Raw genomic sequence first — 15,508 nt, 5'->3', positions numbered from 1 at the left:
AAATCCAATCAAGAAACTTTTAAAACCTTAAAAACAACAAGTAAAGGTGAGAATTATGGATGTATCAATGTTTGACTTTGATTTACCCGAAGAATTAATTGCTCAGACGCCGCTGAAAAATCGTGCTGCATCACGGCTGATGGTTTTAAATCCTAATCGGAATACCTTTGAACATCGGCGTTTTTCGGACATCATTGAATATCTTGAACCGGGAGATTGTTTAGTTTTAAATGATTCTAAAGTTCTTCCGGCCCGATTATTTGGCGAAAAAAAAGACACGGGCGCCAAAATTGAAATTCTTTTATTAAAGCAAACAGAAGGCGACACTTGGGAATGTCTTGTTAAACCAGCCAAACGGGTCAAGAAAGGGGCCGTGCTCGAATTTGGGGACGGCAAGCTTGAAGCGGTTTGTACAAAAGAGCTAGACGAAGGGCGGAGAGAATTAACATTTCAATATGAAGGGATTTTTCATGAAGTACTTGATGAATTAGGGAAAATGCCGCTTCCGCCTTATATTAAAGAGCAGCTGGAAGACCAAGATAGATATCAGACTGTCTATGCAAAGCATCGCGGATCAGCAGCTGCCCCGACTGCAGGCCTTCATTTTACAGAAGAATTGTTAGAAGCAATAAAGGATAAGGGCATTTCTATTGCCTTTATTACGCTTCACGTCGGCTTAGGCACTTTTCGCCCCGTAAAAGCTGATCAGGTCGAAGAGCATACCATGCATGCGGAATTCTACCAAATGTCAAAAGAAACAGCCGAACTCCTGAATCAGACAAAGGCTAAAGGCGGGCGGGTCATTGCTGTCGGAACAACTGTTATACGGACATTGGAGACAATAGCGGCTAAATTTAACGGCGAATTGAAAGAGGCATCCGGCTGGACAGATATATTTATTTATCCTGGCTTTGAATACAAAGCGATCGATGGCATGATTACCAACTTCCATTTGCCAAAATCCACATTGATTATGCTCGTCAGCGCATTTTGCGGGCGTGAGTTTTTGCTTAACGCTTATAAAGAAGCTGTTCAAGAACGTTATCGTTTTTTCAGTTTCGGAGATGCAATGTTCATAACAGAAGGGATTAAGACAACATGACTGCTGTGACATATGAGTTAATAAAAGTATGCAAACAATCGGGGGCGAGGCTCGGCAAACTCCATACGCCCCACGGCACCTTTGAAACACCAATGTTTATGCCAGTGGGCACGTTAGCGACAGTCAAAACGATGAGCCCTGAGGAACTTAAAGAAATGGGAGCAGGTGTTATTCTCAGTAATACCTATCACCTATGGCTTCGGCCGGGGGAGGATATTGTTCGCGAAGCTGGCGGTCTGCATAAATTTATGAATTGGGATCAAGGCATTTTAACAGATTCCGGCGGTTTTCAAGTGTTTAGTCTGAGCGACTTAAGAGATATCACAGAAGAAGGCGTTCATTTTCGCAATCATTTAAACGGCGAAAAGTTATTTCTGACGCCTGAAAAATCAATTGCCATACAAAATGCACTGGGATCGGATATTATGATGGCATTTGATGAATGTCCGCCTTACCCTGCTTCATATAACTATATGAAAGCATCTGTTGAACGGACAAGCCGTTGGGCTGAAAGGTGTTTAGAAGCTAATGAAAATCCGGACACTCAAGCATTATTCGGTATTGTTCAGGGCGGTGAATTCGAAGACCTTCGCAAGCAATCAGCCCGTGATTTGACATCGTTAGACTTTCCGGGGTATGCTGTCGGAGGATTATCAGTAGGCGAACCGAAAGAAGTGATGAATGAGGTTCTGTCTTATACAACACCGCTGCTTCCTGATAATAAACCGAGGTATCTTATGGGGGTTGGGTCTCCTGATTCGCTTATTGATGGGGCAATCAGGGGGATTGATATGTTTGATTGTGTGCTCCCGACCCGGATTGCTCGAAACGGCACTTGCATGACATCGGCTGGCAGACTCGTTATAAGAAATGCCAAATATGCCCGTGACTTTAGGCCGATTGACGAAAATTGCGATTGTCATGTATGCAGAACCTATTCGCGAGCGTACATCAGACATTTAGTCAAAGCGAACGAAACTTTTGGATTTAGACTTACATCTTACCATAACCTCTATTTTTTGATAAAATTGATGGAGTGTGTAAGACAAGCTATTCGAGAAGATCGGTTGCTTGATTATAGGGAGGCTTTCTTTGAGCAGTATGGGTTTAATAAACCTAACGCCAGAAACTTTTAAGAGATGATCAAAAAAGTCGATAAAGGCTGCCTCCTTTTTGATCACATAAATATTTGATTTTATAAAGGAGGGTTGAGGATGAGTGGTAATTTCTTGGCGACCATTGGGCCGCTGATTATCTTTTTTGTGATTTTCTATTTCCTGCTGATAAGACCTCAGCAGAAGCGCCAAAAGCAAACGCGCGAAATGCAAGCGAATCTGCAAAAGGGCGATAAAATCATTACAATCGGCGGTATACACGGTACAATAGATGTCATTGACGACGAAAAGGTCACTATCAAATGTCATAATACGACAAAGATTACTTTTGATCGTGCGGCGATCAGGGATGTTTATCAGAAAAAACAAACCCATGAGCCAAAAGGATCTAAAGAAAAAGATGATAATAAAGAAAAAGAAGAAAAGTAAAGAAAAAACGTGCTTCATCATGAGGCACGTTTTAATATTTTCTATTGAAGAGATTGACGCCGACAACGCCCCCTAAGGCAGCTGTGAATATATTTCCTCCGTATATTAAATATTCTTCGTGAGAAACACCGCTGTTATAACCGAGAAATTGGATTAGAAGAATAAGGAGAGAATATAAGACACCTGTTGTCCCTCCGATAAAAAGGCCTTTTTCCTTCATTTTAGCTCCCGCTATAATGCCGGCAATAAATAAAGCTGCAAACGAAGCGATTATCGGCAATAGGCCGATTGAAGATTCTGTTATTGAGGTGAATCGCAGCAATGTTGCCAAAACACATGTCACAACCAAAATAACGAGGAGCGCGGTTACAATTCCGTAACAAGCGGCTGTTAATATCCGTCTAGTCACTTTAATCCCCCTTTTACCATCTTTTAATTAATGATTATTCATGCTTGGACATAAATAGAATTGAAATCAGAATTAAAGTGATTTTTTGGTATTTTTTGATTAAATCATTTTCACATATGTCAACATTTTTCCCCTTGGCTCTGCTCATACTAAATATATTGAAAGGGGATTTATTGATGGCTACTGTTATTTTAAGGACCATTTTTTTATATATTGTCATTTTAATAACCTTTCGCATGATGGGAAAAAGGGAATTTGGAAAATTAAGCATCGTTGATTTCGTTGTATTTATTATGATTGCCGAGTTAGCGGTTATATCAATTGAAGATCCAAATAAACCGCTGTTAATTATGATTTGTCCCATATTTATTTTGACATTGATTCAAATGTTTCTCTCTTTTTTATCATTAAAAAGCCGGTCGCTTCGTGAAATTTTTGACGGTAAGCCGGCGGAGATTATTAAAAATGGAAAAATAGACGAACATGAGATGCGAAAACAACGCTACAATTTTGATGATCTTCTGACTCAGTTAAGAGAACAAAATATTAAAAATATCACCGATGTGGAATTCGGCGTTCTCGAACCAAATGGCAACCTGTCTGTTTTAAAGAAATCAGATAAAAATGATGATGAGCGGCATTCTGCAATGAGTTTTCCTCTTATTCTAGATGGAAAAGTTCAAGAACAAAATTTAGAAAAAATCAATCAAACGCCCTTATGGTTGAGGCAGCAGCTTAGAAAATTGGGGTTCCGTGATATTAAACAAATTTCTTATTGTATTTTAGATGAAGACGGAACTTTTTATATTGATATCAAAGATGAGATGTAAAACACCGGGCAATGAATCATGACCGGTGTTGTTATGCTACCCATTTTCCAATGATAGGGAAACTTGAGAGTTCCTCTTTTTTTAAAAGACGAATGAGGCGAATAACAATAACGTAAAAAATAACTGTTGCAGTAATCAACATGGCCGTTCGAGGCAAAAGCGCCCAGTCTAACAGGACGTGTTTCATTAAGAATTTGGCAAACCCTCCAGTGACAATAATAGCAAATATGCCTTTAATATAATCGATTAAAACAAGAGAGAAACCTACTCTTTTTATGACAGTTGCCAAATGAAGCAATGTGACGAGAACAACACTTACAACAAATCCCAAAGCTGCGCCTATAATGCCTAGTTCGGGACGGGAGGCAAGGGCGAATATGGTTAACAGTTTAACAGCAGCGCCTATAAAACTGTTAATCATGGCAGCATTGGCCAGGTCAAGAGCTTGAAGCACTGCTTGAAGCGGCCCCTGAAAATAAAACAGAAAAAAGAATGGACCCATGATATAGACATAAGCAGCTGATCCAGGTGAATGATACATTAATGTCATTAACGGTTCGGCGAAAACGTAGGAAACGACAATCGAAATGCCTCCTGTGATCATAGCGATTTTCATTGCTTGATTAAGCCGGTAGTGAATCGCTTCTATATTATGTGTAGCTTGAGCTTCACTAATTGTCGGCACAAGTGATGTTTGCAGAGCGAATGTTATAAAGCTTGGCAGCGTTAACAAAGGGATTGCAAAACCTTCTAATTCGCCGTACTGTTTGGTAGCCACAATTGTAGATACCCCGGCTAGATAAAGGCTGTGGGAGATAATAATGGGTTCCAAAAAATATGAAATGGAACCAATCAGCCGGCTGCCTGTAGTCGGCAAAGCAATTTTCATTAATTGTTTAAATGTTTCTTTGCCATTCTGAAAAAACCCCCAAAAATTTTTTCTTACCTTAACGCCTTTATTTCTTTTAAACATCGAAATCATATATAAGAGTGAAACAAATTCGCCGATGACGCCGGAAATCATTGTACCGCCAGCCGCATATTCGATGCCGTAGGGCAAAAGAGCTGTCGTTAAAGACGCAACCAGTGAGATGCGAACAATTTGTTCAATCACTTGAGAAAATGCAAAAGGCTTCATATTTTGCAGACCTTGGAAATAACCTCTAAGCACAGATGCTACGGCAACAATAGGGACAATCGGTGCGATAGCGATGAGCGGGTAAATGGTTCTTGGGTCAGTAAATATAGTCTTAGCAAGAAGCGGCGCAGCCACTACCATAAGCGTTGTGAAAACCAAACTAAGAAATCCAACTGTGGCAAAAGAGACCGTTAATATTTTTTTGATTTTTTTCTGATCATTAAGCGCGTCAGCCTCAGCAACTAATTTTGAAATAGCGACAGGCAGCCCCAATTGAGTTAATGTCACTGTTAGAATAAGCGTCGGATAGGCCATCATATAAAGGCCTATGCCTTCTTCACCTATAATTCTTGCGACGACCATTTTATTTACAAAACCAAGAATTTTAGTAATCATTCCCGCTATCATTAAAATAAATGTTCCTTTTAGAAAAGATTGTTTTGTCATGTTCAAGCCCGCCTTTTTTGAGGGTCAACCCCTTTAGCACTGACCCATAGTGAATATGTATCTTTGTTATGACCAATGCTTGTCTTGTACTTGATTACATATATATGCCAAAGGGTGGACAAAGCATGACAAGGAACTAAGTATTTTAAGAAGAATTCATATTTTCCATTAGTTTTACTTATGCTATGATAATATCGATAGGAGTGATGAACTTGTCTGATATACAACATTACCAAGAGTGGCGGGAACATATTCAACCGTTTCTTGACAGCAAACTGGAAGAATTCCATACGTTAGGTCTGAAGCGATTAACAATGGGCGAGCTGTGGGCATTTATTGAAGAAACGATGGAGAAAAAGGACAAATCGGTAAAACTTCATGAATTTGTCAATCATGTGATGGGTCTATCGGTAAATGATTATATGGATAAATTAAGAAAAGACATGTTCAAAGGATCGGCGTCTTTTCTTGAGGAAAGCCTTTCCAGCCTTAACAATCCCATTGAATCATAATGCTTGTAAAGCTTGATATGATTGAACCGTCTCTACATATAAAAATTGACATAAAAATTGCCGACTGGCTATAATGAATATATTCGCTTTTTAGTGAGGGGAAACTGAACCTGATTGCAGACAAGCTGTCATTTTGAAATGTTTAAGAAGGCGAAGCGTTTCCCCTGATTTTTTTTGTTCTATCAAAACTTGGCAGCATGTTGCAGGTTTGGCAGTATTTTAACGATCAGCTGCCGTGCCTCTGAGCTTGACACGGGCCTCGTTTTCTTAAGATGATATCAAGAAAGGAGAATAAGGGCATGGTCAAAAAGGGAAGGATTGCCTCCTTTTTTATTATTTGTATGATATTGGCCGTCATCATAGGCTTTACATTTAAACCTATTTTACATAATTTAAGGCTTGGCCTTGACCTAAAGGGAGGTTTCGAAGTTCTTTATCAAGTGGAGCCTCTAAAAAAGGGTGAAAAAATAACGGATAAAACAATGCAAAGCACAGTTTCGGCCATCAATAAAAGGGTTGATGCCCTTGGCGTCAGCGAACCGGATATCTCAATCCAAAACGGACACCGAATTGATGTACAGCTTCCTGGCGTAAAGGATCAGGCTAAAGCCCGCAAGTTATTGTCAACGACAGCAAACTTAAGTTTTCGTGATGTTAACGATAAATTAATGCTTGACGGTTCTGATTTGGAGCCGGGAAAAGCAAAAGTTGCCTTTGACCAAATGAACAAACCAATTGTTACATTAAAGCTTAAAGATGCGAATAAGTTCGGGAAAATAACGAATAAATTATCTAAATTGCCGCCTCCGGACAATAAATTGGTTATTTGGCTCGATTATAAAAAAGGCGACTCATATAAAAAGGAAGCAGCCAAACAGAAACCTAAATTCATATCAGATCCAGCAGTTAATCAAGAGCTGGATACTAATGACGTACAGATTACCGGCAACTTTACGATGGATGAAGCTAAAACATTGGCAGAACTTCTGAATGCCGGCGCTCTTCCAGTCAAAATGAAAGAAATCTATTCAACATCGGTCGGTGCTCAATTCGGTCAACATTCAATGCAAGAAACCGTATTTGCCGGAATCATCGGCATTGCAGCGATTTTCCTTTTCATGCTTCTGTTTTACCGTTTTGGCGGGTTTATCGCTATTGTATCGCTGTGCATTTATATTTATTTAACACTTGCAATCTTTATCGGTTTGCAGGCAGTTCTTACATTGCAAGGCATAGCTGCGCTGATTCTCGGGGTCGGGATGGCCGTTGACGCCAACATCATTACCCTTGAAAGAATTAAAGATGAAATCCGTTCGGGAAAATCGATTCTATCAGCGTATCGAGCCGGCAACAGGCGCTCCTTTTGGACAATCTTTGATGCCAATATTACAACCATTATCGCAGCAGCTGTCATGTTCGTATTAGGGACAAGCGAAGTTAAAGGATTTGCGATTATGTTGATTGTCAGCATTATCGTCAGCTTTATTACTTCCGTTTATGGATCCAGGCTGCTCCTCAGCTTATGGGTGAAAAGCAAAGCTTTAAATAATAAACCGGGTTTATTTGGTGTGAAAAAGGGTGATATCAGTGAGCTTGAAAAAATTTGATTTTATTAAACATCGCAACAAGTTCTTTGTCCTTTCGATCGCTATTGTCATCATTGGTATCATCAGCTTATTTGTATTTCGCTTAAATTTGGGAATAGACTTTTCCAGCGGTACCCGCGTGGATATTATGGGGAACAAGCCGCTGTCGATTAATCAGATTGAGCAGAAATTTAAAGAGTTAGGATACAATCCAGAACGGCCGGTATTATCCGGAAATAAGCACAATATCGCGACTGTAAGGATTAATAAAGATTTAAATCAGAACGAAGTAGCTAAGATTAAAGATACGTTCAAAAAAGAATTAGGTATAGATCCAAATGTGAGTACAGTGTCGCCGCAAGTTGGGCGCGATATGGCCAAAAATGCTTTTTGGGCGGTAGTGATTGCATCAATTGCAATGATCATTTATATAACGATTCGCTTTGAGTTCTTGCAAGGATTGGCAGCTATTATCGCTTTGCTGCATGATGCCTTTTTTATCGTTACGATATTCAGTTTATTTCATCTCGAGGTGAACGTTGAGTTTATAGCAGCCGTCCTGACTATTATCGGCTATTCGATTAATGATACGATTGTTACCTTTGACCGTATTAGGGAAAACATCAAGCGATCAGAGAAAAAACCAAAGACTTTTATGGAATATGGGGAAATTGTGAACAGAAGTATCCGGCAGACATTGGTTCGCTCCATTAATACAGTTGTCACCGTGCTGCTGCCTGTTATTGCCCTTTTGATTTTTGGAAGTGAGTCGATTAGGAACTTTACTATAGCTTTATTTGTTGGTTTAATTGCCGGGGTCTATTCTTCTATTTTTATTGCATCTCCTTTGTGGGCTGTTTGGAAAAGCAGTTATTTAAAAAGAAAAAGGAAGAAGGCGGCCCAGCCTCAAGCATAATTGTCTAAAAAGGGTGTTAAGGGATATCCTTCCTGACACCCTTTTTATTCTATAGAAAGACTTGGCAACAGCCATGATTGCTTTATAATAAAAATAAAAAAGAAGGTGAGATCATGAAAGGACATGCAGGCATTATACTTGCACTCATTTTTGCTTTAATTATTGCCATATTCTCAGTGATTAATGTTGATTCAGTAACGGTTAACTTTTTATTTGTTAAAGCTGATTGGCCGCTTATTTTAGTCATACTTGTATCCGTATTGATGGGGGCGCTGATTGTAGGATCTATCGGTTATGTGAGAATTTATAAATTGCAAAAGGAATTGAAAAAAGCCCAAGCCGATCTGAAGAAGTATCAAGGAGAAGGGGATATGTTAAGGAAACAACTTATCGGGGACGAAGGAGCCGGTCTTGATGAAAAGGAGCCGCCTCATGTATAATTGTTTCGTTAAGAGTGGTCATTCACGTTAAGAGGTGTTTTTAATGCTCGAGCCAATGACGAGATGGGAAATTAAATCCATAGATGAACAGCAGGCAGCTCAGCTTGCCGCATCATTAAATGTTTCACCCATTATTGGAAGGCTTCTTTTAAGCCGCGGTATTGAAGAAACGGCTCAAGCAGAAGCTTTTATAAACAATGATAAACAAGACTTTTATGACCCGTTCTTAATGGATGGCATGAAAGAAGCTGTAGAACGTATTCAAAGCTCGATAGATAACCAGGAACGCATATTAGTTTTTGGCGACTATGATGCTGACGGCGTTAGTTCGACCTCTCTTCTTGTAAGAGTGTTAAAGAAGTTAGGGGCTGACGTCTCTTTTTATGTTCCTGACCGGTTTGCTGAAGGATATGGCCCTAATAAACCGGCATTAGAAAAAGCAAAAGAAGCGGGCACCGAACTCGTGATTACTGTCGATACGGGTATTGCTGCTGTTGAAGAAGCGAAGCGGGCAAAAGAATTAGGGATGGATTATATTATTACAGATCATCATGAACCGCTTCCTGTTCTTCCGGATGCCTATTGTATTATTAATCCTAAAAAGCCAGGCTGCCCCTATCCATTTAAATCGCTGGCGGGCGTTGGCGTGGCATACAAGCTTGCCCATGCCTTAATGGGGGAGCCGCCGGGTGATTTGCTCAGTTTGGCAGCCATCGGCACGATTTCTGACCTAGTCCCCCTAGTGGATGAAAACAGGCTTATAGCCTATAAAGGGCTCAAAAAAATCAACGAAGGTTCATATATTGGTATTGAAGCTCTATTATCGGTCAGCGGGATTGATAGACCGGTTGATAGCGAACACATAGGTTTTGGCATCGGTCCGCGTTTAAATGCCGCTGGAAGGATGGATCATGCGGAACCGGCAATCCATCTTATGTTAACTGATGATGATGAAACGGCGAACCAGCTTGCTTCTGATTTGGATCAGCTTAATCAGAAAAGAAAATCTGTTGTCGATCAAATGACGAAGCAGGCTTTGCAGCAGGCGGAAAAGCAGTTTAATCATGGGCAGAAGTTTTTAGTTATTTCCGGGGAAAACTGGCATGAAGGTGTCATAGGCATAACGGCTTCAAGAGTTGTTGAAAAATTTTATCGGCCGACTGTTGTGTTCTCCATTGATCCGGATACAGGCCTGGCCAAAGGTTCAGCCAGAAGTATTGAAGGGTTTGATATTTTTCAGGCGCTGTCCGGCGTAAAGGACTTATTGCCGCATTTTGGCGGACACCCTATGGCCGCAGGTATGACTGCTGCAGCTGATGATTTACATATCTTGGCGGGCAGGCTGAATAAATATTGTGATGTTATGTTGACTGAAGAACTTATGACACCGTTGACAAGGGTTGATTGTGAATGCAAATTAGATGACATCACTATTGACTTTATAGAAGAATTAAACAGGCTTGCTCCGTTTGGTGTTGATCATCCAAAGCCTAAGTTTGTCATCAATAATGTCCAAACTTCCGGCTTGAGAAAAATAGGCAAAAATCAAAACCATCTTAAATTATCATTTGTTGATGAAGAATTGCAAATAGATGGTATAGGTTTTTACCTTGGTGATAAGTATGCGCAAATAACACCGGATGTCAAAGTATCGGCTGTTGGTGAGTTATCTATCAATGAGTGGAACGGGTTCAGGAAACCGCAAATCTTAATTGAAGATTTAAAGGTCGACGAATGGCAATTATTTGACCTTCGCAATGAACAAAAGATACAAGAGCAATTATCCGGTCTGCCAAAAGAAAAAAGCTTAATGGTTGCATTTGACGAACAAACGATTAAGCATTTGAATTTGCAAGAGTTAAAGGATGAGATTTTTTCTTTTGATGAGATAGACAGAGAAATGCTTAAAAGAGAATACTTGGTGCTGTTAGATTTGCCGTATGATAAAAAGCAGCTTCAAACGCTTTTGCATGCCGAACAGTTTCCTAAAAGAATTTATGCGGTCTTTCATCATAAAGAAGAACATTTTTTTTCGGAATTTCCGTCAAGGGATCATTTTAAATGGCTGTACGCATTTATTTTAAAACAGAGCCCTCTAAGCTTATCAAAAATGCAAACTGTGATTGCCCGTTATAAGGGGTGGCAGAAAGAAACGATCCAATTTATGGTCAATGTGTTTCTTGATTTAGGTTTTGTTAAAAAAGACAAGGATGTCATAACAGTTGTTCCATCACCGCAAAAAAAACCTTTAATCGAATCACGAATTTATCAACAAAAACAAGAGCAAATGGAACTTGAAGATATATTTTGCTATTCCTCCTATCGATCGTTAAAAGATTGGTTTAACCAATGGCGGTTAGAAGGAGACACCATAGAGGAGGCAACAAGCTGTGAATTACAAGGATTATATTGAAATCGTCAATGACTTTCCAAGTGAAGGCATAGTCTTTAAAGATATTACCCCCCTTATGGCTAACGGCGAAGCTTACCGGGCTGCGGTTCATGATATTGCGGAATATGCAAAAGAAAAACATGCGGATGTTATCGTTGGGCCGGAGGCAAGAGGATTTGTTGTTGGCTGCCCTGTTGCATACAGTCTAGGTGTCGGCTTTGTACCAGTAAGAAAAGAAGGAAAATTGCCTCGTGAAGTTGTCAAGGTAAGTTATGGAAAAGAATACGGGAAAGACGTTCTTACCTTACATAAGGATGCGATTCAACCCGGCCAAAAAGTTATCATTACAGACGACCTTCTAGCAACTGGCGGTACAATTAAAGCAACTATTGAATTAGTCGAAAAGCTTGGAGGCATTGTCGTAGGTCTTGCTTTTATGATTGAATTAACTCAGCTAAAGGGTAGAGAAAAGCTTGACAACTATGATATATTTACATTAATGCAATATTATGATTGAGAGTGCTCGGAAAAGGGCGCTCTTTGTTTACATGTTGGGAAAATATCATTTAAAATGATAAAAAGTTTTTGTTATAAGCTATTTAGGTAAATGAAAGGACAAGCATATACCATCTAAATATATTCGTTTTCGGTTGATATTGCAGCTTGCCCTTTACATGCTCAGCCTTTTATAAAAAATGCGTCGAGAAGAAGAATTTTTTTAAATAAGTGTATCGTTAACAAACCAATATCATTCGAAACGAATTTTTAAAGGTGATGGATTATATGACGATTGAAGAATTATTGGATAAGGCATCCTCCTACCTTAATCAAGAACAAGTAGATAAAATCAAACAAGCCTATGATTATGCTGAACGGGCACATGATGGTCAATTTCGCAAGTCCGGTGAACCGTATATCAATCATCCTGTAGAGGTTGCCAATATATTGGTTAATTTGCAAATGGATCCGACAACAGTAATTGCGGGATTGCTGCACGATGTCGTTGAGGATACTTCAGTCACCCTTGAAGATATTCAGGAAACATTTGGCGAAGAAGTAGCGCTTCTTGTTGACGGCGTAACTAAGCTGAGGCATTTTGAATTTAAATCAAAGGAAGATCAGCAAGCCGAAAATCACCGGAAAATGTTTGTTGCTATGGCGAGAGATTTACGGTGTGTTTTGATCAAGTTAGCCGACCGGCTCCATAATATGAGAACGTTAAAATACATGTCTAAACAAAAACAGCTCCAAAAGGCCAATGAAACTTTGGAAATTTTTGCGCCGCTTGCCAACCGCTTAGGTATTTCCACGATAAAGTGGGAATTAGAAGATATTGCTTTACGCTATCTTAATCCTCAGCAATATTACAGGATCGTTAATTTAATGAAGCGGAAGCGCCAAGAACGTGAAGATTATATTGCCTCAGTTATTGAGGATATAGACGAGCGTCTTAAAGAAGTTCATATAGATGCAGAGATCTCCGGGAGGCCCAAGCATATTTACAGCATTTATAGAAAAATGATTCACCAAAATAAGCAATTTAATGAAATCTATGATTTGCTTGCTGTAAGAATTATTGTTAAAAGCATTAAAGATTGCTATGCTGTTCTAGGGATTATACACACACATTGGAAACCGATGCCCGGCCGCTTTAAAGATTACATTGCGATGCCGAAGGCCAATATGTATCAATCGCTGCACACAACAGTTGTCGGTCCGAAGGGCGATCCGTTAGAAGTTCAAATCAGAACCCAGGATATGCATAGGGTAGCGGAATACGGGATTGCCGCACATTGGGCATATAAAGAAGGCAAGCTAAAGAATGTCAATAATAAATTTGAAGATAAATTAGCATGGTTCCGGGAAATTCTTGAATGGCAAAACGATACAGCGGATGCCAAGGAGTTTATGGAATCTCTGAAGGTAGACTTATTTTCAGATATGGTTTTTGTTTTTACTCCGAAGGGCGATGTGATAGAACTGCCGGCGGGGTCGGTCCCAATTGACTTTGCCTACCGCATTCACACTGAGATTGGTAATCAGACTGTAGGCGCCAAGGTTAACGGTAAAATGGTGCCGCTTGATTATAAGCTGAAAACAGGCGATATTGTCGAAGTGCTCACTTCAAAACATTCTTACGGCCCCAGTCAAGACTGGTTAAAAATTACCCAGAGCTCCCACGCTAAGAATAAGATTCGCCAATGGTACAAAAAGCAGCGGCGTGAAGAAAATGTGGCTAAGGGCCGGGAAATGATTGAAAAAGAGCTGAAAAACCAAGGTTTTGATACAAAAGAGATTCTTACTCAAGAAAACCTCGCAAATGTTGCCCAAAAATATCATTTTGCAACTGAGGAAGAAATATACGCGGCTGTCGGATATAACGGCATTACAGCAAAACAAGTGGTCACTCGCTTGACGGAAAAGCTCCGTAAAAGCCAGGAAGAAAGCGCGGAAAAGATATTAAATTCATTTCCTGATGTAAAGACTTATACACCAAAAAGACGTACTGAATCAGGCGTTAGGGTCAAGGGCGTTGATAATTTATTAATTCGATTGTCAAAATGCTGCAACCCTGTCCCGGGGGATGAGATTGTCGGGTATATAACTAAAGGTAGAGGCGTTTCTATTCATCGAAAGGATTGCCCGAATATAAAACTGGATCATGATGAAAACCGCCTGCTTGAAGTTGAATGGGAAGGGTATACGGAAAATTCAAAGCAATATAATGTTGATATTGAAATTACCGGCTTTGACCGCACCGGTTTATTAAATGACGTTCTTCAAGTTGTTGCCGAAAGCCATACAATGATGCATGCTGTCTCTGGAAAATCAGATAAAAACAAAATAGGCATCATTCACATGACCATAGCGATCCGCAACTTAAATCACTTGAAAAAAGTCGTCGATAAAATTAAGAAAATCCCAGACATATACAGCGTCAGACGTGTTATGCAATAAGCATAATCATCTCGAATCGCGCTGCAAGCCGCGGCGAGAAAGGGAGAACTTCTAGGAATAGAATAGGCTGCGGCGCAAGAGCACCGCGCACACTATCCCTATTTAGAGAAGGATGGAGGCTATTATGAAGGTTGTCGTACAAAGGGCAAAAAATGCTGCTGTTCTCGTCGATGGTGAACCGGTTGGCCAAATAGATAAAGGATTATTATTATTAGTTGGCATAAAACATGACGACACCATTGATGATCTCAAATATGCTGCTGATAAAATTGCCGGTCTTAGAATATTTGAAGATCAGGAAGGAAAAATGAACTTTTCGGTTCAAGACGTTCAAGGCGATATTTTATCGGTTTCTCAATTTACGCTTTATGGAGACGTTTCTAAGGGCAGGCGCCCTAATTTTATGGAAGCAGCAAAACCGGATCAGGCTGAAAAACTTTATAATCAATTTAACGATATCTTGAAAGAAAAGGGACTTCGCGTAGAAACAGGGCGTTTCGGAGCGATGATGGATGTATCTTTTACAAATGACGGTCCTGTTACTCTTATCGTCGAAAGCAAGCAGAAAGTTTAAATAAAAATGATTTTGGCTATCCTAACCAAAAAGTGCTTTTTCAGAATGTGAAAAGCCTTAAAGGAAGGGATTGCCAAGATGAGAATTAACCGCACACAATATGCACGGCTTTTTCATAAACATGAAGATCAGAAAGAAGCGGCTTTAATTATGTCGCTGAATGAACATATATTAGATCCGACACATCATAACCGAGAATCAATTTCGGAAATAAAAAGAAAATTTTTTCGTTAAAATATCTTGACAATATAAATAGTTATAAGTAATATATTGAAACATAAATAGTTTCACGGATAAAACCGATGATGAAGAGAGTAATTAGGTAGCGTATGCAAAGAGAGGAAATGCCGGAGGCTGCAAGCATTTCTGCATGCGTCTAATGAAAGACACTTCGAGAGGTGTCTCTCTGAAATTTAGAGTAGGAGAGAACGTCGCAGGCGTTAACTGTATTATGAGAAAGATAATGCTGCCATTGTGCATGTGTTGTCTTTAAATAAGGGTGGCACCACGGGTTTCAAAAATTCTCGTCCCTTGTTCATCATCGCGATGAGCAAGGGATTTTTTATTGTTTAGGAAACTATAAAATGTCGATTTGTGGATAATTGTTCGGTAAAATGTTCGTAGATTTACTTTGGGGTGGTAACATGGGGAAACATAAAA

The 15,508-nt window shown here is 39.7% G+C and carries 12 protein-coding genes, 1 pseudogene and 1 other annotated feature; of the genes and pseudogenes, 11 read left to right on the top strand and 2 right to left on the bottom strand.

Annotated elements, in window-relative coordinates; all coding sequences use genetic code 11:
• Window positions 1-55: 55 nt before the first annotated feature.
• The 3 genes from queA (at window position 56) to yajC (ending at window position 2,646) form a co-directional block, all read left to right on the top strand.
• Complete coding sequence (queA, locus tag JOD45_RS04415) at window positions 56-1,102, top strand: tRNA preQ1(34) S-adenosylmethionine ribosyltransferase-isomerase QueA (protein WP_205002658.1); 1,047 nt, start codon at window positions 56-58, stop codon at window positions 1,100-1,102.
• On the top strand, window positions 1,099-2,238 hold the full coding sequence (gene tgt / locus JOD45_RS04410) for a tRNA guanosine(34) transglycosylase Tgt (protein WP_205002657.1): 1,140 nt from the start codon (window positions 1,099-1,101) through the stop codon (window positions 2,236-2,238). The genes queA and tgt overlap by 4 nt, the downstream gene beginning before the upstream one ends.
• 78 nt (window positions 2,239-2,316) lie before the next feature.
• A complete protein-coding gene (gene yajC, locus JOD45_RS04405) occupies window positions 2,317-2,646 on the top strand; it encodes a preprotein translocase subunit YajC (RefSeq protein WP_205002656.1) in 330 nt (109 codons plus the stop codon).
• A gap of 31 nt (window positions 2,647-2,677) precedes the next feature.
• On the opposite strand, the gene JOD45_RS04400 is transcribed toward yajC, so the two are convergent.
• A complete protein-coding gene (locus tag JOD45_RS04400) occupies window positions 2,678-3,055 on the bottom strand; it encodes a TIGR04086 family membrane protein (RefSeq protein ID WP_205002655.1) in 378 nt (125 codons plus the stop codon).
• Window positions 3,056-3,231: 176 nt separating this feature from the next.
• Between JOD45_RS04400 and JOD45_RS04395 the strand changes: the two genes are divergently transcribed.
• Window positions 3,232-3,885, top strand: coding sequence for a YetF domain-containing protein (locus tag JOD45_RS04395; RefSeq protein ID WP_239549079.1), 654 nt, complete (start codon window positions 3,232-3,234; stop codon window positions 3,883-3,885).
• Window positions 3,886-3,916: 31 nt separating this feature from the next.
• Here JOD45_RS04395 and spoVB read toward each other — a convergent pair whose 3' ends face one another.
• Entirely contained in the window at window positions 3,917-5,470 is a 1,554-nt protein-coding gene (gene spoVB / locus JOD45_RS04390) for a stage V sporulation protein B (protein WP_205002653.1), read from the bottom strand.
• Between the two features lie 212 nt (window positions 5,471-5,682).
• On the opposite strand from spoVB, the gene JOD45_RS04385 reads away from it, so the two are divergent.
• From JOD45_RS04385 to dtd, 7 genes and pseudogenes are all read left to right on the top strand, one after another.
• Window positions 5,683-5,982 carry a post-transcriptional regulator gene (locus JOD45_RS04385; protein ID WP_239549078.1) on the top strand — a complete coding sequence of 100 codons (300 nt, stop codon included), beginning with the start codon at window positions 5,683-5,685 and terminating at the stop codon, window positions 5,980-5,982.
• A gap of 299 nt (window positions 5,983-6,281) precedes the next feature.
• Window positions 6,282-8,484 (top strand): annotated as a pseudogene (gene secDF, locus JOD45_RS04380) (protein translocase subunit SecDF).
• Window positions 8,485-8,597: 113 nt separating this feature from the next.
• Window positions 8,598-8,924 (top strand): LapA family protein, encoded by a 327-nt coding sequence (locus JOD45_RS04375; RefSeq protein ID WP_205002651.1) that lies wholly within the window; start codon window positions 8,598-8,600, stop codon window positions 8,922-8,924.
• Between the two features lie 43 nt (window positions 8,925-8,967).
• Complete coding sequence (recJ, locus tag JOD45_RS04370) at window positions 8,968-11,337, top strand: single-stranded-DNA-specific exonuclease RecJ (protein WP_205002650.1); 2,370 nt, start codon at window positions 8,968-8,970, stop codon at window positions 11,335-11,337.
• Window positions 11,315-11,833, top strand: coding sequence for an adenine phosphoribosyltransferase (locus tag JOD45_RS04365; protein ID WP_205002649.1), 519 nt, complete (start codon window positions 11,315-11,317; stop codon window positions 11,831-11,833). Before recJ ends, JOD45_RS04365 begins: the two co-directional genes overlap by 23 nt.
• A gap of 266 nt (window positions 11,834-12,099) precedes the next feature.
• Window positions 12,100-14,274: a RelA/SpoT family protein gene (locus tag JOD45_RS04360; protein WP_205002648.1), complete on the top strand. Its 2,175-nt coding sequence runs from the start codon at window positions 12,100-12,102 to the stop codon at window positions 14,272-14,274.
• 124 nt (window positions 14,275-14,398) lie between these two features.
• Window positions 14,399-14,848: a D-aminoacyl-tRNA deacylase gene (gene dtd, locus JOD45_RS04355; protein ID WP_205002647.1), complete on the top strand. Its 450-nt coding sequence runs from the start codon at window positions 14,399-14,401 to the stop codon at window positions 14,846-14,848.
• 293 nt (window positions 14,849-15,141) lie between these two features.
• Window positions 15,142-15,383, top strand: a binding site (T-box leader).
• The last annotated feature ends 125 nt before the right edge of the window (window positions 15,384-15,508 follow it).

The organism is Scopulibacillus daqui (assembly GCF_016908855.1).
GTDB classification, from domain to species: domain Bacteria; phylum Bacillota; class Bacilli; order Bacillales; family Sporolactobacillaceae; genus Scopulibacillus_A; species Scopulibacillus_A daqui.
Note: the sequence above shows the minus strand (reverse complement) of the source record. Positions and strands in the feature narration are given on the sequence as shown.

What these genes read in the sequence shown, in the direction of transcription:
- queA (WP_205002658.1), top strand. Translation starts at nt 56, where the DNA reads ATGGATGTATCAATGTTTGACTTTGATTTACCCGAAGAATTAATTGCT.
- tgt (WP_205002657.1), top strand. Translation starts at nt 1,099, where the DNA reads ATGACTGCTGTGACATATGAGTTAATAAAAGTATGCAAACAATCGGGG.
- yajC (WP_205002656.1), top strand. Translation starts at nt 2,317, where the DNA reads ATGAGTGGTAATTTCTTGGCGACCATTGGGCCGCTGATTATCTTTTTT.
- JOD45_RS04395 (WP_239549079.1), top strand. Translation starts at nt 3,232, where the DNA reads ATGGCTACTGTTATTTTAAGGACCATTTTTTTATATATTGTCATTTTA.
- spoVB (WP_205002653.1), bottom strand. Translation starts at nt 5,470, where the DNA reads ATGACAAAACAATCTTTTCTAAAAGGAACATTTATTTTAATGATAGCG.
- JOD45_RS04375 (WP_205002651.1), top strand. Translation starts at nt 8,598, where the DNA reads ATGAAAGGACATGCAGGCATTATACTTGCACTCATTTTTGCTTTAATT.
- recJ (WP_205002650.1), top strand. Translation starts at nt 8,968, where the DNA reads ATGCTCGAGCCAATGACGAGATGGGAAATTAAATCCATAGATGAACAG.
- JOD45_RS04360 (WP_205002648.1), top strand. Translation starts at nt 12,100, where the DNA reads ATGACGATTGAAGAATTATTGGATAAGGCATCCTCCTACCTTAATCAA.
- dtd (WP_205002647.1), top strand. Translation starts at nt 14,399, where the DNA reads ATGAAGGTTGTCGTACAAAGGGCAAAAAATGCTGCTGTTCTCGTCGAT.